Genomic DNA, 24,503 nt, shown 5'->3' with positions numbered 1-24,503 from the left:
GGCCGTTATCAACCGGTCGCCAAAAAGCAGCAAAAAGGGTCGCCACGGCGACCCTTTTACTTTCTGTTCAGCGTTACGGTTCGTTTACCGTGATCTGTTTACCGTTATAGCGCCCGCAGGATGTTGTCCACGCTCTCTTTGGCATCGCCAAACAGCATCTGGGTGTTTTCCTTGAAGAACAGCGGGTTCTGCACCCCGGCGTAGCCGGTGTTCATCGACCGTTTAAACACAATCACATTCTGCGCCTTCCACACTTCCAGCACCGGCATCCCAGCAATCGGGCTGCGCGGGTCGTCTTGTGCGGCCGGGTTGACCGTGTCATTCGCGCCAATCACCAGCACCGTGTCGGTGTCACTGAAATCATCGTTGATCTCATCCATCTCCAGCACGATGTCATACGGCACTTTGGCTTCGGCCAGCAGCACGTTCATGTGGCCCGGCAGCCGCCCGGCAACCGGATGGATGCCGAAACGCACCTTAATGCCGCGGGCGCGCAGTTTGGCAGTGATGTCATGCACCGGGTATTGCGCCTGCGCCACCGCCATGCCGTAGCCGGGGGTGATGATCACGGAAGTGGAGTTTTTCAGCAATTCCGCCACCTCTTCCGCCGTGGTTTCGCGGTAATCGCCCATCTCTTCCGCGTCGCCGGTGGAGGAGCCGTCAGTGCCGAAGCCCCCGGCAATCACGCTGATAAACGACCGGTTCATCGCCTTGCACATGATGTAGGAGAGAATTGCACCGGAGGAACCCACCAGCGCCCCGGTCACGATCAGCAGGTCGTTGCTCAGCATAAAACCGGCCGCCGCCGCGGCCCACCCGGAGTAGGAGTTCAGCATCGACACCACGACAGGCATGTCCGCGCCGCCGATGGATGCCACCAGATGCCAGCCGAACGCCAGCGCAATCACAGTCATCACCAGCAGGGCAAAGGCTTGCCAGCCGGCGCTGTCGGTACGCACGAAGATGATCAGCATCATCGCGGAAACCACCAGTGCGGCCAAGTTCAGTTTGTGCCGGTTCGGCAGCATCAGCGGTTTGGAGGAGATTTTGCCGCGCAGTTTGCCGAACGCCACAATCGAGCCGGTAAAGGTCACCGCACCGATAAAGATCCCGAGGAACACCTCAGTGAGGTGGATATTCTCCATTACCGGCATCATCGGCGCGCTGCCGTGATCCAGATAGCTGTTGAAGCCGACCAGCACCGCCGCCAGACCGACAAAGCTGTGCAGCACCGCCACCAGTTCCGGCATTTCAGTCATTTCGACTTTACGCGCCAGGTGGATGCCGATGGCCCCGCCAATCAGCATCGCCACAATAATCCAGCCGACGTGCCCGGTATCGGGGCCGAGAATGGTGGCAATCAGCGCGATCGCCATCCCGGTGACGCCAAAGATATTCCCCTGGCGGGAGGTTTCATGTTTCGACAGCCCAGCCAGGCTGAAAATGAACAGAATAGCGGCAACAATATATGCTGCAGTAACCAATCCTTCAGACATATAGGGCCTCTTAGTTTTTCCGGAACATTTTCAGCATGCGCTGCGTGACGGTGAAGCCACCGAAAATATTGATGCTGGCAATCAGCACCGCAATAAAGGAGAAGAAGCTGACCCAGCCGCCATGGCCGATCTGCAACAGGGCACCGACCACAATAATCCCCGAGATGGCGTTGGTCACAGACATCAGCGGCGTGTGCAGTGCATGGCTGACGTTCCACACCACGTAGTACCCCACCACACAGGCCAGCGCGAACACCGTGAAGTGCGACAGGAATTCACGCGGCGCGACATTGGCCAGCCAGCCAAACAGAATGATGGCAATCGCCAGGAAGGCATATTTTTTCAGCGGAGACGGCGGCGTTTTCGGTTGTGCAGCCAGGGGTTCCGCCGTGGCGGCCACCGCTTTCGGCTGGGCAGAAACCTGAATCGGCGGGGCCGGCCAGGTGATCTCACCGCGGTTGACCACCGTGACGCCGCGGATAACGGTGTCCTCAAAGTCGATCACCACCTCGCCGTTTTTCTCTTTACAGAGCAGTTTCAGCAGGTTCACCAGGTTGGTGCCGTAAAGCTGGGAAGACTGGGTCGGCAGGCGGCTCGGCAGGTCGGTATAGCCGATGATGCGCACGCCGTTTTCTGTCACCGTGATCTGGTCAGCCACCGTCAATTCACAGTTGCCGCCGGTTTGTGCCGCCAGATCGACAATCACGCTGCCCGCCTTCATCGAGGCAACCATCTCGTGGGTAATGAGTTTTGGTGCCGGGCGGCCGGGGATCAGCGCCGTGGTGACGATGATGTCCACCTCCTGCGCCTGCGCAGCAAACAGCGCCATCTCCGCCTTGATAAAGGCCTCAGACATCACTTTGGCGTAGCCGTCACCGCTGCCCGCTTCCTCTTCAAAATCGAGCTCCAGGAACTCGGCACCCATGCTCTGTACCTGCTCTTTCACTTCCGGGCGGGTGTCGAAGGCGCGCACGATGGCCCCCAGGCTGCCGGCCGCACCGATGGCGGCCAGCCCGGCAACCCCGGCCCCGATCACCATCACTTTGGCCGGCGGCACTTTACCGGCGGCGGTGATCTGGCCGGTAAAGAAGCGGCCAAACTCATGCGCCGCTTCCACAATCGCCCGGTAACCGGCGATGTTGGCCATGGAGCTGAGCGCATCCATGGACTGCGCGCGCGAGATGCGCGGCACCGAGTCCATCGCCAGCACTGTGACCTGGCGTTCGGCCAGTTGCTGCAAGAGTTCCGGATTCTGCGCCGGCCAGATGAAACTGATAAGCGTGGTGCCCGGCTGCAGCAGCGCCACCTCCTGTGCGTCCGGCGCATTGACTTTCAGGATGATGTCCGCATGCCAGATCTCATGGCTGTCTGTCAGGGTCGCGCCCACGTCCTGAAATGCCTGATCCGCAAAGCTGGCAGCCTGCCCCGCGCCCTGTTCAACGGCGACGCTGAACCCCAGTTTCAGCAGCTGCTCCACCGTTTTCGGTGTGGCAGCGACCCGGGCTTCATTGGCCGCCCGCTCTTTAGGTACACCAATACGCATAATGATCCTTTTACCGTTAAGAGGTGGTTGTTGTTGTAAAGGTGGTGATTGTTGTAAAGGTAGTCGTGGTAACGGTACCTGTTATTCATGCCACTGCACGCTTTGGCCCGGCGGAAAGTGCCGGTCTGCTTGCGGAATAACCCGTTACAGAACCGGTATAACCTACTGAATATGTGACCTATGATCTATAAATGGCCCGGTGGGCCACGCTTTTTTTGTTAAAAATGGAAGGCAGCACGCTTTTTTGCGATATTCTTTTCAAATAAAAGCAACATTTTGTCTAAATATTTGCAAACTCTCGCCCTTCGATGACAATCCCTCACCGTGTAGTCAGCGGCGCCGCCTGCTTAGCCGTTAGAAGAGTGTTAATTATTGCTGCTTATGCTGCGCATTGCGTTATAGATAAAACTAATCCACATTATTGCGTCAGCGGGGGCCGGGGGCGTCACCACCGCCTGTGGCGGCCGGTGCCATAAATAGCTGAGACACCCAACCTGTTTACATGTAATAATTATCGCTGTTTTGTTATACATTACTGTTACATAACAAGAAGTCAGCACGTTACTTATGTAAATGCGCAAGGCGAAAGGATTTATTATGAAGCTGAAGAACACGATTATCGCATCAGCCCTGTTTTCAATTTCTGCGCTCTCTGCTGCTCACGCCGCGCAGGAACTTACTCCAGAGAAAGCCGCAGCCCTGAAACCGTTTGACCGCATCACCGTCAGCGGCCGGTTCAACGCGATCAATGATGCGGCCGAGGCCGTCTCCCGGAAAGCGGACAAACAAGGGGCAGATGCCTTCTATATTCAGGACATCAATAATAGCAATAATGGCGGCAACTGGCGGGTCACGGCCGACATTTACCACAACAATGCCGCTGAGACTGCCAAGCCGGAATACCGCGTTTTCAACGGCGTGCGTGAGCTGCCGAAACCGGAAGCGTACCGCCTGGAGCCGTTTGATACCGTTACCGTCAGTGGTTTCTTCCGCAGCCAGCCGGACATCAGTGATGCTGTCTCCAAGGCTGCCGCGAAGAAAGATGCGGATGCGTTCTTCATCATCCGCCAGATTGATGCCAACCAGGGCGGCAACCAGTTCATCACCGCCTATGTCTATAAAAAAGACGCCAAAGAACGCAAACTGCAGAGCCCGGATGTGATCCCGGCGAACTCTGAAGCCGGTAAAGCCGCGCTGGCTGCCGGCGGCACCGCAGCGGCGCAGGTTGAGATCCCGGGCGTTGCCTCCTCCGGCACACCAAGCCGTGAAGTCGGCCGCTTCTTCGAGACCCAGTCCTCTACCGGCGAGCGCTATACCGTAACCCTGCCGAGCGGTACCAAGATCCAGGAGCTGAATAACGCCACGGCCGCGCAGATGGTGCCGTTCGACTCCGTGACCTTTACCGGCCACTTCGGCAGCATGACGGACATCTCGTCTGAAGTTGCCAAGCGTGCGGCGGACAAAGGCGCGAAGTTCTACCACATCACCCGCCAGTGGGAGCAGAACCAGAGCGGCGGCAACCTCACCATCAGCGCCGACCTTTACAAGTAACGCGCCTGCAGGTGTAAAAGGCAGCCCCGGCTGCCTTTTTTATTGCCTTTTCCGCAGCATACCCGCCTGAAGTGTGTTTATTTATGCGGATCGCCTGCATAATTTTATGCCGCAATCGTTGCATCCTCCGGCATCACTCCGTAGAATCTGCCCACTTTTTCAGGGCAATCCCCCGACATAAGTAAGCAACACATCAACATTGTGCTGACTTGAATTTAACACTTGGTCATTTATTCTGCATTGGAATAGGACATTGGAAAAAAAACTAGGGTTAACCGCACTGACTGCGCTGGTGCTCAGCTCCATGCTGGGGGCCGGTGTTTTCAGCCTGCCGCAAAATATGGCGGCCGTTGCCAGCCCCGCCGCCCTGCTGATCGGCTGGGGTATTACCGGCGTCGGCATTCTTTTCCTGGCACTGGCGATGCTGCTGATCTCCCGGTTACGGCCGGATCTGGACGGCGGCATCTTCACCTATGCCAAAGAGGGGTTCGGCGAGCTGATTGGTTTCTGTTCCGCCTGGGGCTACTGGCTCTGCGCGGTGATCGCCAACGTCTCCTATCTGGTTATTGTGTTTGCGGCGATCAGTTTCTTCACCGATACGCCGGACAGGGTGATCTTTGGTGACGGCAACACCTGGCAGGCGCTGATTGGCGAATCCATTCTGCTGTGGGGTGTGCATGCGCTGGTGCTGCGCGGGGTGAAAACGGCCGCCGGCATCAACATGGCCGCCACCCTGGCCAAGCTGCTGCCGCTGGGGTTGTTTGTGGTGCTGGCCGCCCTCGCCTTCAAGCTCGATACCTTCAGGCTGGACTTCAAGGGCCTGGCGCTCGGCACCCCGGTGTGGCAACAGGTGAAAGACACCATGCTGTTTACGCTGTGGGTGTTTATCGGTGTGGAAGGCGCGGTGGTGGTGTCAGCACGGGCGAAGAACAAGCGTGACGTTGGCCGTGCCACCATGCTGGCGGTGGTCAGCGCGCTCGGCGTCTACCTGCTGATTACCCTGCTGTCACTCGGCGTACTGCCGCGTGCAGAGCTGGCGGAAATGCGTAACCCGTCAATGGCCGGGCTGATGGTGGATCTGATGGGCCCGTCCGGCCAGATTATCATCGCTGCCGGGCTGATTATTTCGGTGTGCGGCGCTTACCTGAGCTGGACCATCATGGCAGCGGAAGTGCCGCTGCTGGCGGCAGAACAAGGCGCCTTCCCACGCATTTTCTACGGGCAGAACAACTATGGTGCCCCGGCCCCGTCACTCTGGATGACCAACGGATCGGTTCAGCTGGCGCTGGTGCTGATCTGGCTGACCGGCAGCGATTATAACAATCTGTTGACCATTGCCTCGGAGATGATCCTGGTGCCTTACCTGCTGGTGGGTGCATTCTTATTCAGGCTGGCCCGCCAGCGCCATGACCTGCGCCTGACGCTGGCCGCGTGTGGTGCCTGCGCCTATGGCCTGTGGATGCTCTACGCCTCCGGGCTGATGCACCTGCTGCTCTCGGTGCTGCTGTATGCGCCGGGGGTGCTGGTGTTCCTGTATGCCCGCCGCGGCCATGCCGCCCCGAAAGCCCTGAACCGGATGGAGTGGTCGGGCATTGCCCTGCTGCTGCTGGCGAGCCTGCCGGCCGGCTGGGTGATGGTGCATTAAAACGTAAATCCGGCGGAAACAAAAAGGCCGTATCGAAAGATACGGCCTTTTTTATCGGCTCATGCGCTTAATGCGTGGCGGGATTGAGGGTCACGGTCAGGCATTCGCCATGCTGCACCAGCACCACATCCTGTTCGCACTCCTCACGCACTACCGCCAGCTGTTCCGGCGTCAGCGCATAGGGCAGGCAGATGTCCACGGAGAGCAACCCCTGCTGCCTGGCCAGCAAAATCAGCCGGGCAATATTCACTTCGTCACTGACCTGGGTGGAGACCACCTGCAACGCCAGCTCCTTAAGCTGTTCCTGCCGCGACTGGGCATGGGCCGTACGGGATTTCAGCACCAGACCAAAAATGGGCATAACCCCATAAATCGCATCAACGAAACGCCACTGTTTCTTGCACGACGCAGAGAGATACTCCATGTAATTGAAGCAGACGCGTTCACTGCGCGCATCGGATGCAAGACGATCTGTCGTCATCCCCTGTTCCTCTCCTGGCCGGTGTCTGGCATTGAAATAATTCATTGAAAAGATGTTTCAAAGGTAACGGCGCTTATCATGGCATAACCGGCCCGGTTATTGCCAGCAACAGTCCATTCATAAAACAGGATAAACTGTAATGATTCATTGTCACCCTGAATATTACAGCGACGGCGCACTCATACCCTATTACCATTGCGGCGTGGCATCCCTTCCCGGCACGCGTTATGCTGGGGTTCCGGCTCCTTTCGTTTTCTTATCTGTGTAACGTTATGAATAGAATAGTCTTCGTTGAAGATGACCCGGACGTCGGCAAACTGATTGCCGCCTACCTGGGCAAACATGATATTGACGTGGTGGTGGAGCCGCGCGGCGATACTGCCCAGGCGGTGATTGCGCGCGAACAGCCTGACCTGGTGCTGCTTGACATTATGCTGCCCGGCAAAGACGGCATGACGCTCTGCCGCGATCTCCGGCCGGAGTTTCCCGGCCCGATCGTGCTGCTGACCTCGCTGGACAGTGACATGAACCATATTCTCTCGCTGGAGATGGGCGCGAACGACTACATCCTGAAAACCACGCCGCCGGCGGTGCTGCTGGCGCGGTTGCGCCTGCATCTGCGCCAGCACAGCCAGCAACCGGCGCGTGACGAGTCGCCGCTGCTCTCCCGCAATGCCCTGCACTTTGGGCTGCTCTGCATCGATCCGGTTAACCGCCAGGTGACGCTGGGCAGTGAGGTCATCACCCTTTCCACCTCTGACTTCGACCTGCTGTGGGAGCTGGCGACCCATGCCGGGCAGATCATGGATCGCGAAGCGCTGCTCAAAACGCTGCGCGGCGTGAGTTATGACGGCATGGACCGCAGCATCGACGTGGCGATCTCCCGCCTGCGCCGCAAACTCTATGACAACGCGCTGGAGCCGTTCCGCATCAAAACCGTGCGCAACAAAGGCTACCTGTTCGCCCCCAACGCCTGGGAGACGGCGCAGCCATGAGAAAACTGTTTATCCAGTTCTTCCTGCTGCTGTTTGTCTGTTTTCTGGTGATGGCGATGCTGGTCGGGCTGGTGTACAAGGTCACGGCGGAGCGCGCCGGGCGGCAGTCGATGGATGACCTGATGAAAAGCTCGCTCTACCTGATGCGCAGCGAACTGCGGGAGATCCCGATCCGCGACTGGAACAAGACTTTGACCACGCTCGACCTGAACCTGTCATTCAAGCTGCACATCGAACCGCTCGGTAAGCGCTCGCTGGGCGCGGATCTCGACCGCCGCCTGCGGCTGGGGGAGATTGTGGCGCTGGACGATGAATACACCTTCCTGCAACGGGTGCCGCGCAGCCATTACGTTCTGGTGGTCGGGCCGATCCCTTACCTCTTCTACCTGCACGAGATGCGGCTGCTGGATCTGGCGCTGCTGCTGTTCATCGGGCTGTCGCTGGCGTTGCCGGTGTTTTTGTGGATGCGGCCGCACTGGCGCGACCTGATGCAGCTGGAGAACGCCGCCCAGCGGCTGGGGGCCGGGCACCTGGATGAGCGCACGCATTTTGACAGCACCTCCAGCCTGAACCGGCTCGGCATCGCCTTTAACCAGATGGCGGACAACATCAACACCCTGATTGCCAGCAAAAAACAGCTGATTGACGGCATCGCGCATGAGTTGCGCACGCCGCTGGTGCGGTTGCGCTACCGGCTGGCGATGAGTGATAACCTGGAAGAGAGCGAACAGACCGCGCTGAACCGCGACATCGGCCAGCTGGAATCATTGATTGATGAACTGCTGACCTATGCGCGCCTCGACCGCCCGCAGGTGGCGCTGAAACTAGACCCGGTGGATCTGCCCGCCTGGCTGGCCGACCGGGTGGAGGATATCCAGCTGGTTAACCCACAGCGTGAGGTGACGCTGGCGATGCCGCACCAGGGCGATTACGGGGCCATTGACCAGCGGCTGATGGAGCGGGTGCTGGATAACCTGGTGAATAACGCCCTGCGCTACGCCAGCGAACGCCTGCGCATCAGCCTCTGGCTGAATGGCGAGGAAGCCTGTTTACAGGTCGAGGATGATGGCCCCGGCATTCCGCCGGACGCGCGCCAGCGGGTGTTCGAACCTTTTGTGCGCCTCGACCCGAGCCGTGACCGCGCCACCGGCGGCTGTGGCCTGGGGCTGGCGATTGTGTTTTCGATTGCGCAGGCGTTCCAGGGGCGGGTGTTTGTGGAAACCAGCCCGTTGGGCGGTGCCTGTTTCCGTTTCTGCTGGCCGGTGAAATCCGCCTTCAGCCTGACGGCCGAGCCGCGCTGAGCGCCCTTGACTGTTTTTAAAGAATGTCCTTTCTATCAAGGACGTATTGATTATGGAGAACGCGATGACTTCTGCTTATTCCCACCTGCAACGCACCTTTACCCGGCTCTCCCGCTTTGGGCACCTCTCGGCGATCGCCGGCTGGGACATGCAAACCATGATGCCGCCGCAGGGAAGCCAGGCGCGTTCGGAAGCGCTGGCTGAGCTGAGCGTGTTGTGCCACGGCATCCTGACCGCTCCGGAAGTGGGTGACTGGCTGACTCAGGCGCACCAGGAGACGCTGGATGAGGTGGCCCGCGCTAACCTGCTGGAGATGCAGCGCGCCTATGACAACGCGGTGCTGCTGCCCGCGTCGCTGGTTGAGGCGAAATCCCTGGCAGGTGCGCGGTGCGAACATGCGTGGCGCAGCCAGCGCCCGGCGAATGACTGGCAAGGGTTCGCGGCCAACCTGAAAGAGGTGGTGCGCCTGAGCCGCGAAGAGGCGGCCATCCGCGCACAAGCCGCCGGCACCGGCCGCTATGACGCGCTCCTGAACCTGTATGAACCGGGCATGACCAGCGCCCGGCTCGATACCCTGTTTGGTGACCTGAAACAGTGGCTGCCGGATCTGTTGCAGCGGGTGGTGGAGAAGCAGCGCGCCGAGCCCTGCCTGACGCCGCAAGGCCCGTTTGCGGTGGAGACCCAGCGCCGGCTGAGCCTGAAAGTGATGGCGCTGCTGGGCTTTAATTTTGACGGCGGCCGGGTGGACGTCAGTGCGCATCCGTTCTGCGGCGGGGTGCCGGAGGATGTGCGCATCACCACGCGTTACAACCCGGAAGAGTTCCTGACCGCGCTGATGGGCATTGTGCATGAAACCGGCCACGCCCGTTACGAACAGAACCTGCCGCGCGACTGGGCGGGCCAGCCGGTTGCCCTCGCCCGTTCAATGGCAATTCATGAATCCCAGAGTCTGCTGTTTGAGATGCAACTGGCGCGCAGTGCGCCGTTCCTGCACTGTTTGCGCCCGCTGGTCATCGCCGCGTTTGGTGATCAAGACGCGCTGAGCGAACAGAATTTCCTGCGCCTGAACCAGCGCGTGCAGGCCGGCCTGATCCGGGTAGATGCCGATGAAGTGAGCTACCCGGCGCACGTCATTTTGCGTTATGAAATCGAAAAAGCGCTGATTGAGGGCGAGATCGAAGTTGATGACATCCCTGCCCTGTGGGATGAAAAAATGCAGCACTATCTGGGGCAGGATACCAAAGGGAACTACCGTAACGGCTGTATGCAGGATATTCACTGGACGGACGGTGCCATAGGTTACTTCCCGACCTATACGCTGGGCGCGATGTATGCCGCGCAACTGTTCCAGGCCGCTAACCGCGCCCTGCCGACGCTGCAACAGGATATTGCCGCCGGTAATCTGTCGGGCCTGTTTGAGTGGCTGAAACAGAACATCTGGCAGCACGGCAGCCGCTTCTCCACGGATGAGCTGATCACCCGTGCCACCGGGGAGCCGTTGAACCCTGCGCATTTCCGTCAGCACCTGGAAAGCCGTTATTTGTAATTGATGTCGGGCCGGTTTATCGGCCCGTTTGCTGATGCCTGAGTGTGTATATTATGATAATAATATGTATGTTGTAACTAATAAGAGAGGTGATTGATAACTTTGCGCAATTCCAGCCTTCCAGCTCGCTTCTTTGCTGTTTTCCTGCCGTACATTCGGTTACACGCCGACACCAATCACTCACGGAAAGCGCCCGGTAACCGGCCTAGTATCACCTCACGGCCCTGCTCCAGGGCAACTTACCGAGTTCACTGAGGAATACCCGATGAAAAAATTAATCGCACTGGCTGTCGCCGCTACCCTGGGCCTCTCTTCCGCCGCGTTCGCTGCAGAAACCACCGCTGCACCGGCCACCGCATCCCATACTGCCCCGGCAAAACACCATAAAGCCCATAAAAAAGCCGCTGAGCAGAAGGCGCAGGCAGTGAAGAAACACAAAAAAGCCACGCACAAAAAACCGGCGGCCCAGAAAGCCCAGGCCGCCAAGAAAAAGCACGCGAAAAAACATCACGCTGCTCCGGCCGCAACGGCAACCCCGGCTGCCTGATCCGCCCCGCCGGTGAGGCCCTCCTTACAGTGCCCGCCCGTCTTACCGTCTGACACCCGGCTTATGCCGGGTGTTTTTTTATCAGGACCCGTTAATGAGGCAGGAGAGATATGCTGCGCCGCTACCTGTTTGAAATTATCCTGGCCGCCCTGCTCCTCTGTGGCCTGATTGCCGTCTGTTGTTATCTATGATGACTATTTGTGACCGGTGCCGGGTAAGCGAAAGAAATCCTTCGCAAAATCAAACGGCGCCAATTCATACTAAAGATGAATGCAGCTATAGTTACTTATATAAAAATCTTAGGGATATCCCCTTTTCAAGGCCAGCTTGTTATGCGCATGTCGTTAGTTGTTGTCTGTTTATTGGGGTTCTGCGCGCCACTGGCACACGCAGATTCACCGGAAAGTGAGCAAACCCGGCTGTTCTTTGGCCATGACGATCGTACCCGCCCTTCCCACGCCACCGACTGGCCGTGGCAGGCCATTGGCCAGGTAGAGACCGCAAGCGGCAATCTGTGCAGCGCGACCCTGATCTCCCCCCATCTGGCGCTGACCGCCGGCCACTGCGTGCTGGCCCCACCGGGCGTGATTGACCACGCCGTGGCGCTGCGCTTTATCAGCCGGGGCGGCAAATGGCGTTACGAATACACTAAGTTGCAGACGCTGGTGAACAAAGAATTGGGCAAGAAACTCAAGGCCGAAGGAGATGGCTGGATTGTGCCGCCGAAAGCCGCCATCTGGGATTTCGCGCTGATCCGCCTGCCGGAGCGGGTGAACGTGCCGCTGAAACCGCTGCCGCTCTGGCAGGGGACGCAACAGGAGCTCACCACCGCGCTGAAGCTGGCTGACCGTAAAGTGACGCAGGCAGGCTACCCGGAAGATCACCTGGAAACGCTCTACAGCCACCGCGACTGTGTGGTGACCGGTTGGGCGCAGAGCGGCGTGCTGTCGCACCAGTGTGACACCCTGCCCGGCGACAGCGGATCGCCGCTGTTGCTGAAGCAGGGGAAAAACGGCTGGGCGCTGATTGGGGTGCAAAGCTCAGCCCCGTCGGCGGAAGATCGCTACCGCGCTGACAACCGCGCCCTGGCCGTGACAGCCATCCGGGCGCAGTTAACCGCGCTGGACCCGCGCGCCGGGGCTAGCTCAGCTGCTCCATAGCCTGCAGAATGCGCTTGTCGGAGATTGGGTATGGCGTCCCGAGTTGCTGCGCGAAATAGCTGACGCGCAGCTCCTCAATCATCCAGCGGATCTCCGTCACCTCCGGGGCCTCACGGCGGGCAGGCGGCAGTTTATTCAGCCACTGCTGCCACGCCTGCTGCACCTGCTCCACCTTCAGCATCTGGGCGCGATCGCGGTGCGGGTCGGTCGGTAGTTTTTCCATCCGCCGCTCAATCGCCTGGAGATAACGCAGGGTATCCGGCAGTTTTTTCCAGCCGTTGCGGGTCACAAAGCCGCGGTAAACCAGCCCGGACATCTGGCTTTTGATGTCCGAGAGCGCCAGCGCCATGGACATGTCCACCCGCCCCTTCAGCCGTTTATTGATGTTAAACACCGCCGTCAGGATCTGCTCGACCTGCTGGGCAATCTCCACCACTGCCTCGTTGAGGCGCGCCCGCACAAACTCATGCAGCCGGGCGAAGCCGTCCTCATCCCAGGCCGGGCCGCCGAACTCGGCGATCAGCTTGTCCACGCCGCAGGCGATGCAGTCATCAATCAGCTCCAGCACTTTGCCGTAAGGGTTGAAGTACAACCCCAGCTTGGCCTTGTTGGGCAGCTTCTCATGCAGGTACTTGATCGGCGACGGGATGTTGAGCAGCAATAAACGGCGCGTGCCCTGCCACATCGCCTGCTGCTGTTCCGGTTCGCTGTCAAACAACCGGATGCCGATGCTCTCTTTCTCATCCACCAGCGCCGGGAAGGCGCGCACCTGGTAGCCGCCGCGCTTCTGCTCGTAGCGTTCCGGCAGCGCGCCGAAGCTCCAGAGATGCAGGCCGCTCTGCTCGATGCCGTCATCCGCCACCGCTGAGAGCGTCTCCTGCACTTTCTCTTTCAGCTGCTGGCGCAGCGCAGCCAGGTCTTTGCCCTCACGCAGCGTTTTGTTTTTCTCATCCACCACCCGGAACGTGATTTTCAGGTGATCGGGCACCTGATCCCACTGCCACTCCTCGCGTGACACTGTCACGCCGGTCATTTTACGCAGCTCTTTTTCCAGTGCGTCCAGCAGCGGCATGGCCAGCGGCGTGGTGCGCGCCAGAAACGCCTCGGCATAGTTCGGCGCCGGCACAAAATTGCGCCGTACCGGTTTCGGCAGGGATTTGATCAGCGCGATAATCAGCTCACGGCGCACGCCGGGGATCTGCCACTCGAAGCCCTGATCCTCCACCTGGTTCAGCAGCGGCAGCGGGATATGCACCGTCACGCCGTCGGCGTCCGCGCCCGGTTCAAACTGGTAGGTGACCCGCAGCTTGAGGTTGCCCTGATGCCAGAAGTTCGGGTAATCCAGCGCGCTGATGCTGGCCGCACCCTCTTTGATCAGCATCGCCTTCTCAAAGTTGAGCAGATCGGCGGGCTGTTTTTTCCACCAGCTGTCAAAATGCCGGGCTGAGATCACCTCATGGCCGATGCGCTGGTCATAGAAGGAGAACAGCGTTTCGTCATCCACCAGAATGTCGCGGCGGCGGGACTTGTGCTCCAGCTCCTCCACTTCCGCCAGCAATTTCAGGTTGGCGCGGAAGAAGGCGTGGCGCGTCTGCCAGTCCCCCTCCACCAGCGCATGGCGGATAAACAGCTCACGGCAGAGCGCCGGGTCGATCTGGCTGTAGTTGACCGGGCGCGCCGCCACAATCGGCAGGCCGAACAGCGTGACTTTTTCAGTCGCCATCACTGCCCCCTGCGCTTTCTCCCAGTGCGGATCGCTGTAGCTGCGCTTGATCAGGTGCTGGGCCAGCGGCTCGATCCATTCCGGTTCAATTTTCGCTGCAATACGCCCCCACAGGCGGCTGGTTTCCACCAGTTCGGCCACCATCAGCCACTTCGGCGGCTTCTTGAACAGCCCGGAACCGGGGAACACTGCAAAGCGGGCGTTGCGCGCGCCGGTGAACTCCTGTTTCTCCGCGTCTTTCTGGCCGACATGCGACAGCAGCCCCGTCAGCAGCGCACAATGCACCTCGCGGTACTCCGCCGGCAGGCTGTTGACCGGCAGCCCCAGCTCTTTCACCACCTGGCGCAATTGGGTGTAGATGTCCTGCCATTCACGCACCCGCAGGTAGTTGAGGAAATCACTGCGGCAGAGTTTGCGGAACTGGGCCGACGAGAGCGCTTTCTGCTGCTCTTTCAGGTAGTCCCAGAGGTTCACAAAGGCCAGGAAATCGGAGTCTTTGTCGGCAAAGCGGCGGTGTTTCTCATCCGATGCCTGCTGCTTGTCGAGCGGCCGCTCGCGCGGGTCCTGGATCGACAACGCGGCGGTGATGATCATCACCTCGCGCACGCAGCCGTTTTTCTGCGCTTCCAGCACCATGCGCGCCAGCCGCGGGTCAATCGGCAACTGGGCCAGTTGCCGCCCCTGCGCGGTCAGCTGGTAGTGCCCCTTCTCATTGCTGTGGATCGCCCCCAGCTCCTCCAGCAGGCGCACGCCGTCCTGGATGTTGCGCTTGTCCGGCGCTTCCACAAACGGGAACGCGGCGATGTCGCCCAGCCCGAGCGAGGTCATCTGTAAGATCACTGACGCCAGGTTGGTGCGCAAAATCTCCGGGTCGGTAAAGGCCGGGCGTGACAGGAAATCCTGTTCGTCATACAGCCGGATACAGATCCCCTCGGAGACGCGGCCACAACGCCCTTTACGCTGGTTGGCCGACGCCTGCGACACCGGCTCAATCGGCAGCCGCTGCACTTTGGTGCGGAAGCTGTATCGGCTGATGCGCGCGGTGCCGGGGTCAATCACATATTTGATGCCCGGCACCGTCAGCGAGGTTTCCGCCACGTTGGTGGCCAGCACGATGCGCCGCCCGGAATGGGACTGGAACACCCGGTTCTGCTCGCTGTTGGAGAGGCGCGCATAGAGCGGCAGGATCTCGGTATGCGGCAGGTTGAGCCGGCTCAGCCCGTCCGCCGTGTCGCGGATTTCACGCTCGCCGCTCATAAAGATCAGGATGTCGCCCGGGCCTTCGCGCCCCAGCTCGTCGACCGCATCAAAAATGGCCTGTAACTGGTCGCGTTCGGTGTCGTCTGCGTCATCCACCACCGGCCGGTATCGCACCTCCACCGGGTAGGTACGGCCGGAGACCTCAATGATCGGCGCATTGTTGAAGTGGCGCGAGAAGCGCTGCGGATCGATGGTGGCCGAGGTGATGATCACCTTGAGATCCGGGCGTTTCGGCAGCAGCTGGCGCAGGTAACCGAGGATGAAGTCAATATTGAGGCTGCGTTCGTGCGCCTCATCGATGATCAGGGTGTCGTACTGCATCAGCATCCGGTCTTGCTGGATCTCCGCCAGCAGAATGCCGTCGGTCATCAGTTTCACCTGGGTGGTGTCGCTGACCTGATCGTTGAACCGCACTTTATAGCCGATGGCCCCGCCGAGCGTGGTTTCCAGCTCGTCAGCAATACGGTTGGCCACGGTACGCGCCGCCAGCCGGCGCGGCTGGGTATGGCCGATCTGGCCTTTGATGCCGCGCCCGAGTTCCATACAGATTTTCGGCAACTGGGTGGTTTTGCCGGAGCCGGTCTCACCGGCCACAATCACCACCTGATGGTCACGCACTGCCTCCAGGATCGCCTGTTTCTTCTGGCTGACCGGCAGGTTTTCCGGATAGGTGATGCGCGGGCGCGCCGCCATACGCTGGGCCACCCGCTGGCGGGCTGCGTCGATGTCCTGGCTGAGTTCGGCGGCGATCGCCTCCTGTGCCTGCGGATTACTGACCTTGCGCGCGCCCTGCAAACGACGCTGCAGGCGCTGTTGGTCACGGAGCATCAGGTCCGGCAGGTGCTGGGCCAATGCCGCGAGCGGAGATTTCACAATGGTGTTCCTTGTTGCTGGCAAGCGCCCGGTAAGGCACTTGATTCTGAAAGAGTTCGGCTTTGGCGGGCCATACTGGTTTTTATGGTAGCACAGGCCGGCCCTGCTCCGGCACCCTTCGCACGGCAGGCGCTTCTACTTGTTCAATAAAATCGAATATAGCGCTCGAAATATTGCGCTTTTACCGTTGCGGTTTTACCCCTACAGTAGCAATCATTCAACGGGCATACAGCCCTGACCTGACGAACTAAGGAATAACCTATGAGCAAAGTTCTGGTACTGAAATCAAGCATCCTGGCGACCTATTCACAATCGAATCAACTGGCTGACTTTTTCACCGAAGAGTGGAAAGCAGCACACGCGGCGGATGAGATCACCGTGCGTGACCTGGCTGCCAACCCGGTACCGGTACTGGACGGCGAGCTGGTCGGTGCCCTGCGCCCGTCCGATGCCCCGCTGACCCCGCGTCAGGAAGAGGCGCTGGCCCTTTCCAACGAATTGATTGAAGAACTGCAGGCCCATGACGTCATCGTTATGGCGGCACCCATGTACAATTTCAATATCCCGACCCAGCTGAAAAACTACTTTGACCTGATCGCCCGTGCCGGCGTGACCTTCCGTTACACCGAAAACGGCCCGGAAGGCCTGGTAAAAGGCAAACGTGCGGTGATCCTGACCACCCGCGGCGGCATCCACAAAGATACCCCGGCTGACCTGGTTAACCCGTACCTGAGCCTGTTCCTGGGCTTCCTCGGCATCACCGACGTTGAGTTCGTGTTCGCAGAAGGCATGGGTTACGGCCCGGAAATGGCCAGCAAAGCGCAGGAAGAAGCGAAGGCAGTGATTAAGCAGGTTATTGCGGCGTAAGTTTTATTGGTTTAGATATCCTCATTTTTTGCCCTTTGTTGGGGTGAAGGTTGATTGGGCGCACTCTTTGGGGAGTGTGCCTTTTTTATTTGCGGGGGATTCGTAATGGCTTACGTGGGCGTTGAATGGGGATCGAGGGTTGTTCGTTGGCTTACGTGGGCGTTGAACGGGGATCGAGGGTTGTTGCGTTGGCTTGAGTGTGAAGTCATTCTGCGACCTCGCTGCCGCCACCGCGCAAGGGGCGCGTAAGCGCCCGCCCCTTGCATCCCCGCGCTTTGGGTGCCCCGGCTGAATCATTGCCCGCGTAGCGGGTACCCTCATTTCGCCTCCGGGCTTTTCGGGCCGGTACAGACACGCTCCCAGCGTGGCTGTCCCTCTCGCGGGCGTCCTGCCCGCTCACCCGGCCCTGCGGCTCCATTCGGCAATGATTTTTACGCCCCCACCAGACTGCAAATCCTTAAGTATGTAAGGAAATGGTAGGTGGGGGCGTGGCGCTGGATGTGCATGTATTCTCGCCCTGCGGCTCCACTCGGCAATGATTTTTACGCCCCCACCACTTCTGCAAATCTTTGGGTATGTAAGGAAGTAGTAGCTCGCCTATTTTCACTGGGCGTGGGTATGTTCATACCCTGCGGCTCCGCTCGGCTATGATTTTTACGCCTCACCGGAATGCAAGCCATAGGATATTTAAGCAAATAGCAGGGGAACATTTTTCTCAGTGAGAAAATGTGAGGGGAATATTTCAGGGATCAGACGCGGGTTGCCCTTTTTGCAGCCAGAGGCCGTTGATGCCGCGGACGTAGTCGCCGGGGCGGGCGCGGGCCACCAGTTTTTGACCGGCCAGGCGGGCGACGCTCTCCGCCGGTACCCGGTTCTCTTCGGCAATCGCGCGGTAGCGGTCGCGGCGCGCCTGGTTGATGCGATCGGCCAGTGCGGCGGCTTCCGGGTCGGGCTTCACCACCGCCACATACCCGTCAAGCGTTTCACCTAACCGGCCCTGCGTGCGGGCGTCGTCCAGCGTCAGCGCATGGGATAAGGTGCTGAAACCCAGCGCGCTGAGGGCCAGCGCCAGCCCGATAATGCCGTGTCGTCTCTTCATACGCGCTCCTCAGAACAGATCGCTTTGGCTCTTCAGCAGATCTTCCACATCCTTGTCCACCTTGATGTGAATCTCATGCTCAATTTTAACATTCATGTTAATCGTGATGGGCTGCGACGGCGTCGCCAGCTCAATGCGCGGCACGCAACCGGCCAGCAGCAACAGGGGCAGCAGGCCGGTCAGCCTGTGGGCGGAAAAAGGGGTCATGGTTGCGTCCTCGCAGGTTGAGAGAGCGTCTCAGAGAGCCACTCCTGCACATTGTCGCCAAAGCGCAAACTGCGCCACAGCTGAAATACATTCTCCTGATGGTGATAATTCAGGATGATATTGCGCCGCTGGGTTTCGCCCGGGCTGACGCCGTCAATCTTCGCCGCCAGCGTCAGCTCGCCCAGGTTATCCAGGCTCACCTGCGCCGAGGTGCGGCTAATCTCCAGATAGCGCAGCCAGTCCACTACCAGCCGGTTGGTCAGGTTGCCCTCGGCCAGCGCTTTCGCCATCTCCGGCGCCAGCCGCAGCGTCAGCAGGCCGTGGTTGCGCACCCAGCCCTCCTTCACCAGCCAGTGCGGGTTATCCAGCCAGAGCGGCAACTCGCCGTCTACTTTGCCGGACATGGCAAACTGCTTCGGCTTCAGCGCGGTGAACACCTCACTCAAATCGACCTGATCCAGCTTCAGCACCGCGGCCTGATGCTGCGGCAACCGCAGGGCCGACAGGCTGACATGGCCGCCCAGCATATCCACGCCAACGTTACTGAGCGTCAGCGGCAGGTGCTCGCTATAGGGGTAATTGCCTTGCAGATCGGCGGTGATGTTCTTCATCGCCACCAGATTACTGAGCAACCCGATGCGCAGCGACACCGGCTGCTGCGCGCCAAACTGCCAGCGATGGTTGTCCAGCCGGTAAGGCAGAATGAAATCCACCCCGCTCACCTCGCTATCTTTCAGCCAGGCACCGCCCTGCTGTACCACCCAGTGGCCGCCTGCCACCAGCCCCTGACCGCGGGCGGCAGAGAAGGCCGTCTGGGCGCGGAACCGCCCATCGCGCAATGTGATCTTCAGCGCCGGGTCCAGCAGCGACTGGAAAGCCGTCAGCGGTTGATCCGGCCACCACCCTTCACCGCGCAGCCGCTCACCGTCCCAGCGGCCGCGCAGGGCTATCGGCCCGATGGGTGCCGCCGCCAGGCTGCCGCGCCACAGGAACGCCTCCGGCGACGCGCCTTTAATCTGCAACGTCAGCGACGACGGCGGCAGATAGCCACCGCTGCCCAGCCCGATGCGATCCGCCGCCAGCGTCAGCCCACCTTTCAGGTCTTCCGGCGTTGGTGCAGCGGCCTTTGACGGGCGCTGCCAGACCAGCGGCTCGCTCAGCGTCAGGCGCGGTTTATCCACCGTCATCAGCCCATAGTGCAACTGGTTAAACCCGGTGGAGAGCGCAGAAACCGTAAGGCGCGCATCATCCCAGCGCCCTTTGCCGGTCATGTCCCAGCGTGCCTGTAACGGCGGCAGCGTGCCGTTGCCCCAGAAGTTGTACTGCCAGTGGCCGCTGTCCGGCCAGAAATCCTGCGCTTTGCCGTCGAGGTGCAGTTTAACCGCGCCCCAGTAGCGGTCGGTCAGCCGCACAATCGCCTGCAACGGGCCGTTAATCCCGGCGGGCGACAGCGTCACCCCCGCCAGCGGCCAGCGGGCTTCCTCCAGCCGTTGTTGATCCGTAAGGTTGCCCCAGGCACGCAACAGCGCGCCGCTGCGCAACGTGAGCGCCGGGCTGAGCAGCGGGCCGTGCAGCCACGCCGGGAGAGAAGCCGTAAACGAAAGGCGGGCGGCGTTCGCCTGCCCGGTCAGCTGGAGGCGCAGATCGCTCTCCGTCAGCCCGACCGTGCCCGGCCCGGCAGAGAGCACCACATTGGCGCGGCCGTTATGGCCGCGGGTGAGCATGTTCGCCCGGCCTTCCAGGGTGGCACGGGTAAAGTGGCTGTCCCAGTCACGCAACGTCAGGCTGAGGCCGCCCGCCAGCGGCTGTGCCGTGTAAGGCCAGCGCCAGGTGCCGTCGTGAATCGTCAGCGCCGCCGGGGAGAGCTGCCACGGCAGGCGCAACAGCGGCTCCGGGGCGTCTTGCGCGGACACGGCCAGTGTGCCCTGCGCAGCCTGCCAGTTCAGCGTCATCACCAGCGGGGCCGGTACCCCGGCCAGGGTCAGGTGGGCCTGTAAATCGCCCTGCTCCGGCAGACTACTGCCCGGCGCGACAGGCAGCGTCACCCGCCCGGCCAGCGTCAGCGGGGCGTCCATTCCGGCCAGGGTAACCGCGAAGCGGGAAAGGGTCAGTTGTTGGTGGCGATCGAGGGAGGCGTCCAGCGCCAGCTGCGGCGCGCCGTTTGCCGCCGGTTCGCGGCTGAGGTAACGCAGGTGCTGGCCTGCCGCGCTGCTGCTGAAGGTCAGGCGCCCGGCATAGGGCTGCCAGGGGGCGATGGTGAGCTGGTTGATGGCAATTTCCAGCGGCGGCAGCCGCTGTTGCCAGGCCGCCGGGGAGAAGGGCGTACCGCCCGGCTCGCCGGCGGGCAACTGGCTCAGGCAGGCGCTGTCCAGCGTCAGGCGATCGGCAGTCAGCACCCAGCGCCGGTGCCGGTGCCGGTACTCAAGCCGGGCGGCGCTGCTGTTGGCCAGTTGGCACCCGCCGGCCGAGAACACCATTGGCGGTAACCGCAGGCCGTGGCGGGTCAGGTATAAGGGGCCGCCCAGCGTCAGGTGCGTGCCTGCCGGCAGCCAGTGCTGCACCACCGCCGGCAACCAGCGCGGCAGTGTCAGCCAGCCGGTGCCCATAACCAGGGCAATGCCCGGCAGACCGATCCCCAGCGCTTTCCATCCTTTTCTCATTACCTGTCCTGTTTTCCCCAAAAAACGCTGCAAGATACCATAATTAACGCTATTCATCCGCCGCGGCGGCGTACCCGGTGCGTAGCTGCGCCAAAAACCTGTGACGATACACCGTGTTACCGTTGGTGATGGCCCCGTCTTCTGTTACGTTGGACTCAGACCTTTTACGGAGAACCCAGTATGAAAATGGCGATATACAGTACCAAGCATTATGACCGTAAATACCTGGAACTGGTAAATCAGCAGTTTAATTTCGAAATGGAATTCTTCGATTTCCTGCTGACCCCTGCTACCGCCAAAACCGCCGTGGGGTGTGACGCGGTCTGCCTGTTTGTGAACGATGACGGTGGCCGCGAGGTGCTGGAGGAGTTTGCGGCGCTGGGGGTGAAAATCCTGGCACTGCGCTGCGCAGGCTTCAATAACGTCGATCTGGAGGCAGCCAAAGAGTTGGGCATTCAGGTAGTGCGGGTGCCGGCCTACTCCCCGGAAGCGGTGGCCGAGCACGCCGTGGGCCTGATGATGACCCTCAACCGCCGCATTCACCGCGCCTACCAGCGCACCCGTGATGCCAACTTTGCGCTGGATGGGCTGATTGGCTTCAATATGCATAACCGCACCGCCGGGGTGATCGGCACCGGCAAAATTGGCCTGGCGACGTTGCGCATCCTGAAAGGGTTCGGGATGAAGCTGCTGGCCTTTGACCCTTACCCGTCGCCGCAGGCGCTGGAGCTGGGTGCGGAGTATGTTGACCTGAACACGCTTTATGCCCGCTCAGATGTGATTACCCTGCACTGCCCGCTGACCCCGGAAAACCATCACCTGCTGAATGCGCAGGCCTTCAGCAAGATGAAGGATGGGGTGATGGTGATTAACACCAGCCGCGGCGGCCTGATTGACTCCACCGCCGCCATTGAGGCCCTGAAGCAGCAGAAAATCGGCGCGCTGGGCATGGACGTGTATGAGAATGAGCGCGGCCTGTTCTTTGAGGACAAATCCAACGACGTGATCCAGGATGATGTGTTCCGCCGCCTCTCCGCCTGCCACAACGTGCTGTTTACCGGCCATCAGGCCTTCCTGACGGAAGAGGCGCTGACCAGCATTGCCGAGGTCACGTTGCAGAACATTTCCCAGTTAGTAAATAACCAACCCTGCCCTAACCTGCTGACGGCCTGATGCCGTTGTCCGGCCGGTCAGCCGGCCGGGCACGCCCCGCGCATCAGCGCCCACTCCTCACACTGTTTGCCGTCCGGTAACTGGCACATGCCGATGGTGCTGCCGTCCAGTTGCCGGGCCAGCGCCAGCGTACCGCCCACCAGCCCACAGTTGGCTGAAGCCGGGTTAGCCCGGTTCAGCGAATGTGACGGGTTTACACTGGTCGCCTGCTGTACCGGCTCATTGGAATAGAGTTCATCATCGTCGTGGCTGCTGCACGCGGTCAGTAAAAAAAGTGTGCCTGCAACCACTAAACCGGCGGTTAATTTCATTGGCCTGCTCCTGCTCATGATGGGCATAGGGAAAAAGGAACGGGCGACGGCGTAAACGGAAGAGAGGAGCCTGCCCAGCGCTATTTTTAGCGTTAATTGCCGGGCGAGTAAATATGGGATTGATAACGGCCGCGCAATAATTAATGGATACTGATATATGGATTTGATCGGTTGCCGGCGTCAGGTGCCCACGGTGAAATAAGCCAATAACGCAATATTTGCAAGATCAACCGGTTAGCTGCATCACCACTCCCGTAAGGAATGTCTGAAAAGGGTTGACAGCTATCCACTGCTTTTTTTAGCTCAGGCTGCGCCAGCCGGGCATTCTGGTAACATTTTATTTCTGCTGACTAATGCCGTAACAGCCCACGGCATTTTTTGTTGTTGCGGTTATTATCTCGTTTTATATAGTTCCCGGGCTAAGCAATTAGCATCCACTGTTTTTTCAGTTAATACTGACTGATTTTCTGCCGGCAAAACCAACCCTTTTGCCGGTCTTTTTTACGCCCTGATGCTTTTTTCTGATATATCCCCTGGATATCCACTTCCGGTAAAAAGAGGCTTTTCCTGACCTCAATGCGTTTTGTTTTTTATCACATGAGATCTGCCCTCTCCTTTTCTGCTGCCTGGCCTCTTTCTTTTTTTCTTAGGTGGAGGTTTGCACCGGTGTTATTCTGGCAATAATAAGTATGTTGTAACTAACAATGGATGGATAGCGATCTGCCGGGTAATTTTCCTGTTCACAGCACAAAACCCGCTGGCATTCGCCGCTGCAATCCGTACCATACAGCGCATTACTGACAGCAGACTCCCCGGCTCCCGCCCCGTTCTGCGGGCGGGCGCGATAACGATGCAAGAGAAAGACGTGGTTAATCAAAAAGAACAGTACAACCTGAATAAGCTGCAAAAGCGGCTGCGCCGCAATGTCGGCCAGGCGATTGCGGACTTCAACATGATTGAGGAAGGCGACCGCATCATGGTGTGCCTGTCCGGCGGCAAAGACAGCTATACCATGCTGGACATCCTGCTGAACCTGAAGCAGAGCGCGCCTATCAATTTCTCGCTGATCGCGGTGAACCTCGACCAGAAACAGCCCGGTTTCCCGGAGCATATCCTGCCGGCCTACCTGGAGCAGCTGGGCGTTGAGTATAAGATTGTTGAAGAGAATACTTACGGTATCGTTAAAGAGAAGATCCCGGAAGGTAAAACCACCTGTTCGCTCTGCTCCCGTTTACGCCGCGGCATTCTCTACCGTACCGCCACGGAACTGGGCTGCACCAAAATCGCGCTGGGCCACCACCGGGATGACATGTTACAGACGTTGTTCCTCAATATGTTCTACGGCGGCAAGCTGAAAGGGATGCCGCCGAAATTGATGAGTGATGACGGCAAACATGTGGTGATCCGCCCCCTCGCCTACTGCCGCGAGAAAGACATTGAGCGCTTCTCGGAGGCCCGCGCCTTCCCGATTATTCCGTGTAACCTGTGCGGCTCCCAGCCAAACCTGCAACGTGCGGTGATTAAAGAGATGCTGCGTGACTGGGACAAAAAATACCCCGGCCGCATCGAAACCATGTTCAGCGCCATGCAGAATGTGGTGCCGTCACACCTGGCAGACCACGCCCTGTTTGATTTCCGTGGCATCCGCCATGGCAGCGCGGTGGTGGACGGCGGCGATCTGGCGTTTGACCGCGAAGAGTTGCCGTTGCAGCCGGTGGGCTGGCAACCGGAAGACGCGGATGAGCCGGTGATAGCGGAACGCCTGAACGTGCTGGAAATCAAATAGCCGTTCTGTTTGAGCAGCCAGAAAGCGCACCCCGGTGCGCTTTTTTTATGGCAGAACGTGGGAGAACGCCCCAACGGCGGCGAAAAACAGGCAAAAAAAAGCCGGTCTGAAAGACCGGCATGGTATGAATCAATATGTGCTATGCAGTAATTCTAAACGTAAGAAATAAGACAATATGGAGCGCAACGCCCATCGCTTGACGTTGCATTCACCTGCGGAAGGGATAATGCGCCCTTTTGCCGTAACAAATGTTGATTTCGCTCAATTTTGCCTGCATTT

General features: G+C 59.7%; 18 protein-coding genes and 1 pseudogene. 11 read left to right on the top strand and 8 right to left on the bottom strand.

All coding sequences use genetic code 11. The features are described from left to right. Positions 1-104 precede the first annotated feature (104 nt). Both pntB and pntA read right to left on the bottom strand, forming a co-directional pair. Positions 105-1,496 (bottom strand): Re/Si-specific NAD(P)(+) transhydrogenase subunit beta, encoded by a 1,392-nt coding sequence (pntB, locus tag CYR55_RS13755; protein WP_101816690.1) that lies wholly within the window; start codon positions 1,494-1,496, stop codon positions 105-107. Between the two features lie 10 nt (positions 1,497-1,506). Beyond that, positions 1,507-3,039 carry a Re/Si-specific NAD(P)(+) transhydrogenase subunit alpha gene (gene pntA, locus CYR55_RS13750; protein WP_101816689.1) on the bottom strand — a complete coding sequence of 511 codons (1,533 nt, stop codon included), beginning with the start codon at positions 3,037-3,039 and terminating at the stop codon, positions 1,507-1,509. A 597-nt stretch (positions 3,040-3,636) separates the two neighbouring features. Here pntA and ydgH point away from each other — a divergent pair. Beyond that, on the top strand, positions 3,637-4,590 hold the full coding sequence (gene ydgH, locus CYR55_RS13745) for a DUF1471 family protein YdgH (RefSeq protein ID WP_101816688.1): 954 nt from the start codon (positions 3,637-3,639) through the stop codon (positions 4,588-4,590). A gap of 253 nt (positions 4,591-4,843) precedes the next feature. Next, on the top strand, positions 4,844-6,235 hold the full coding sequence (locus CYR55_RS13740; RefSeq protein WP_101816687.1) for an amino acid permease: 1,392 nt from the start codon (positions 4,844-4,846) through the stop codon (positions 6,233-6,235). 67 nt (positions 6,236-6,302) lie between these two features. On the opposite strand, the gene CYR55_RS13735 is transcribed toward CYR55_RS13740, so the two are convergent. After that, on the bottom strand, positions 6,303-6,716 hold the full coding sequence (locus tag CYR55_RS13735) for a hypothetical protein (protein WP_101816686.1): 414 nt from the start codon (positions 6,714-6,716) through the stop codon (positions 6,303-6,305). Between the two features lie 272 nt (positions 6,717-6,988). On the opposite strand from CYR55_RS13735, the gene rstA reads away from it, so the two are divergent. The 6 genes and pseudogenes from rstA (at position 6,989) to CYR55_RS13710 (ending at position 12,265) form a co-directional block, all read left to right on the top strand. Beyond that, positions 6,989-7,711 carry a two-component system response regulator RstA gene (gene rstA, locus CYR55_RS13730; RefSeq protein ID WP_101816743.1) on the top strand — a complete coding sequence of 241 codons (723 nt, stop codon included), beginning with the start codon at positions 6,989-6,991 and terminating at the stop codon, positions 7,709-7,711. Continuing rightward, positions 7,708-9,012, top strand: a complete 1,305-nt coding sequence (gene rstB, locus CYR55_RS13725) for a two-component system sensor histidine kinase RstB (protein WP_101816685.1) — start codon at positions 7,708-7,710, stop codon at positions 9,010-9,012. The genes rstA and rstB overlap by 4 nt, the downstream gene beginning before the upstream one ends. 64 nt (positions 9,013-9,076) lie before the next feature. Beyond that, positions 9,077-10,558, top strand: a complete 1,482-nt coding sequence (locus CYR55_RS13720) for a carboxypeptidase M32 (RefSeq protein ID WP_165699595.1) — start codon at positions 9,077-9,079, stop codon at positions 10,556-10,558. A gap of 265 nt (positions 10,559-10,823) precedes the next feature. After that, positions 10,824-11,099: pseudogene (gene asr / locus CYR55_RS13715) on the top strand (acid resistance repetitive basic protein Asr); the annotation flags it as partial. A 116-nt stretch (positions 11,100-11,215) separates the two neighbouring features. After that, positions 11,216-11,296 (top strand): small membrane protein YdgU, encoded by an 81-nt coding sequence (gene ydgU / locus CYR55_RS24270; protein WP_479415243.1) that lies wholly within the window; start codon positions 11,216-11,218, stop codon positions 11,294-11,296. 141 nt (positions 11,297-11,437) lie between these two features. Continuing rightward, the gene (locus CYR55_RS13710; protein WP_101816682.1) at positions 11,438-12,265 is read left to right on the top strand and encodes a trypsin-like serine peptidase; all 828 of its coding nucleotides are present in this window, start codon (positions 11,438-11,440) and stop codon (positions 12,263-12,265) included. Here the strand turns inward: CYR55_RS13710 and hrpA are convergent. After that, positions 12,246-16,121, bottom strand: coding sequence for an ATP-dependent RNA helicase HrpA (gene hrpA / locus CYR55_RS13705; protein ID WP_101816681.1), 3,876 nt, complete (start codon positions 16,119-16,121; stop codon positions 12,246-12,248). The two genes, CYR55_RS13710 and hrpA, sit on opposite strands and share 20 nt — an antisense overlap. 261 nt (positions 16,122-16,382) lie before the next feature. On the opposite strand from hrpA, the gene CYR55_RS13700 reads away from it, so the two are divergent. After that, positions 16,383-16,988 (top strand): FMN-dependent NADH-azoreductase, encoded by a 606-nt coding sequence (locus CYR55_RS13700; RefSeq protein ID WP_101816680.1) that lies wholly within the window; start codon positions 16,383-16,385, stop codon positions 16,986-16,988. A gap of 742 nt (positions 16,989-17,730) precedes the next feature. On the opposite strand, the gene CYR55_RS13695 is transcribed toward CYR55_RS13700, so the two are convergent. From CYR55_RS13695 to CYR55_RS13685, 3 genes are read right to left on the bottom strand one after another with little or no spacing between them, the layout of a single operon-like run. Further along, entirely contained in the window at positions 17,731-18,087 is a 357-nt protein-coding gene (locus CYR55_RS13695; RefSeq protein WP_101816679.1) for a YdbL family probable chaperone protein, read from the bottom strand. 9 nt (positions 18,088-18,096) lie between these two features. Beyond that, positions 18,097-18,294 (bottom strand): YnbE family lipoprotein, encoded by a 198-nt coding sequence (locus CYR55_RS13690; RefSeq protein WP_101816678.1) that lies wholly within the window; start codon positions 18,292-18,294, stop codon positions 18,097-18,099. Next, positions 18,291-20,954 (bottom strand): YdbH family protein, encoded by a 2,664-nt coding sequence (locus CYR55_RS13685; protein WP_101816677.1) that lies wholly within the window; start codon positions 20,952-20,954, stop codon positions 18,291-18,293. The genes CYR55_RS13690 and CYR55_RS13685 overlap by 4 nt, the downstream gene beginning before the upstream one ends. Positions 20,955-21,134: 180 nt before the next feature. On the opposite strand from CYR55_RS13685, the gene CYR55_RS13680 reads away from it, so the two are divergent. Further along, positions 21,135-22,127, top strand: coding sequence for a 2-hydroxyacid dehydrogenase (locus CYR55_RS13680; RefSeq protein WP_101816676.1), 993 nt, complete (start codon positions 21,135-21,137; stop codon positions 22,125-22,127). Between the two features lie 17 nt (positions 22,128-22,144). Here CYR55_RS13680 and CYR55_RS13675 read toward each other — a convergent pair whose 3' ends face one another. Then, positions 22,145-22,438, bottom strand: a complete 294-nt coding sequence (locus tag CYR55_RS13675; RefSeq protein WP_101816675.1) for a putative hemolysin — start codon at positions 22,436-22,438, stop codon at positions 22,145-22,147. Positions 22,439-23,288: 850 nt separating this feature from the next. On the opposite strand from CYR55_RS13675, the gene ttcA reads away from it, so the two are divergent. Continuing rightward, a complete protein-coding gene (gene ttcA, locus CYR55_RS13670; protein WP_101816674.1) occupies positions 23,289-24,224 on the top strand; it encodes a tRNA 2-thiocytidine(32) synthetase TtcA in 936 nt (311 codons plus the stop codon). Positions 24,225-24,503: the final 279 nt, after the last annotated feature.

The sequence above is a fragment of the Chimaeribacter californicus genome, assembly GCF_002858675.1.
GTDB classification, from domain to species: Bacteria; Pseudomonadota; Gammaproteobacteria; order Enterobacterales; family Enterobacteriaceae; genus Chimaeribacter; species Chimaeribacter californicus.
Note: the sequence above shows the minus strand (reverse complement) of the source record. Positions and strands in the feature narration are given on the sequence as shown.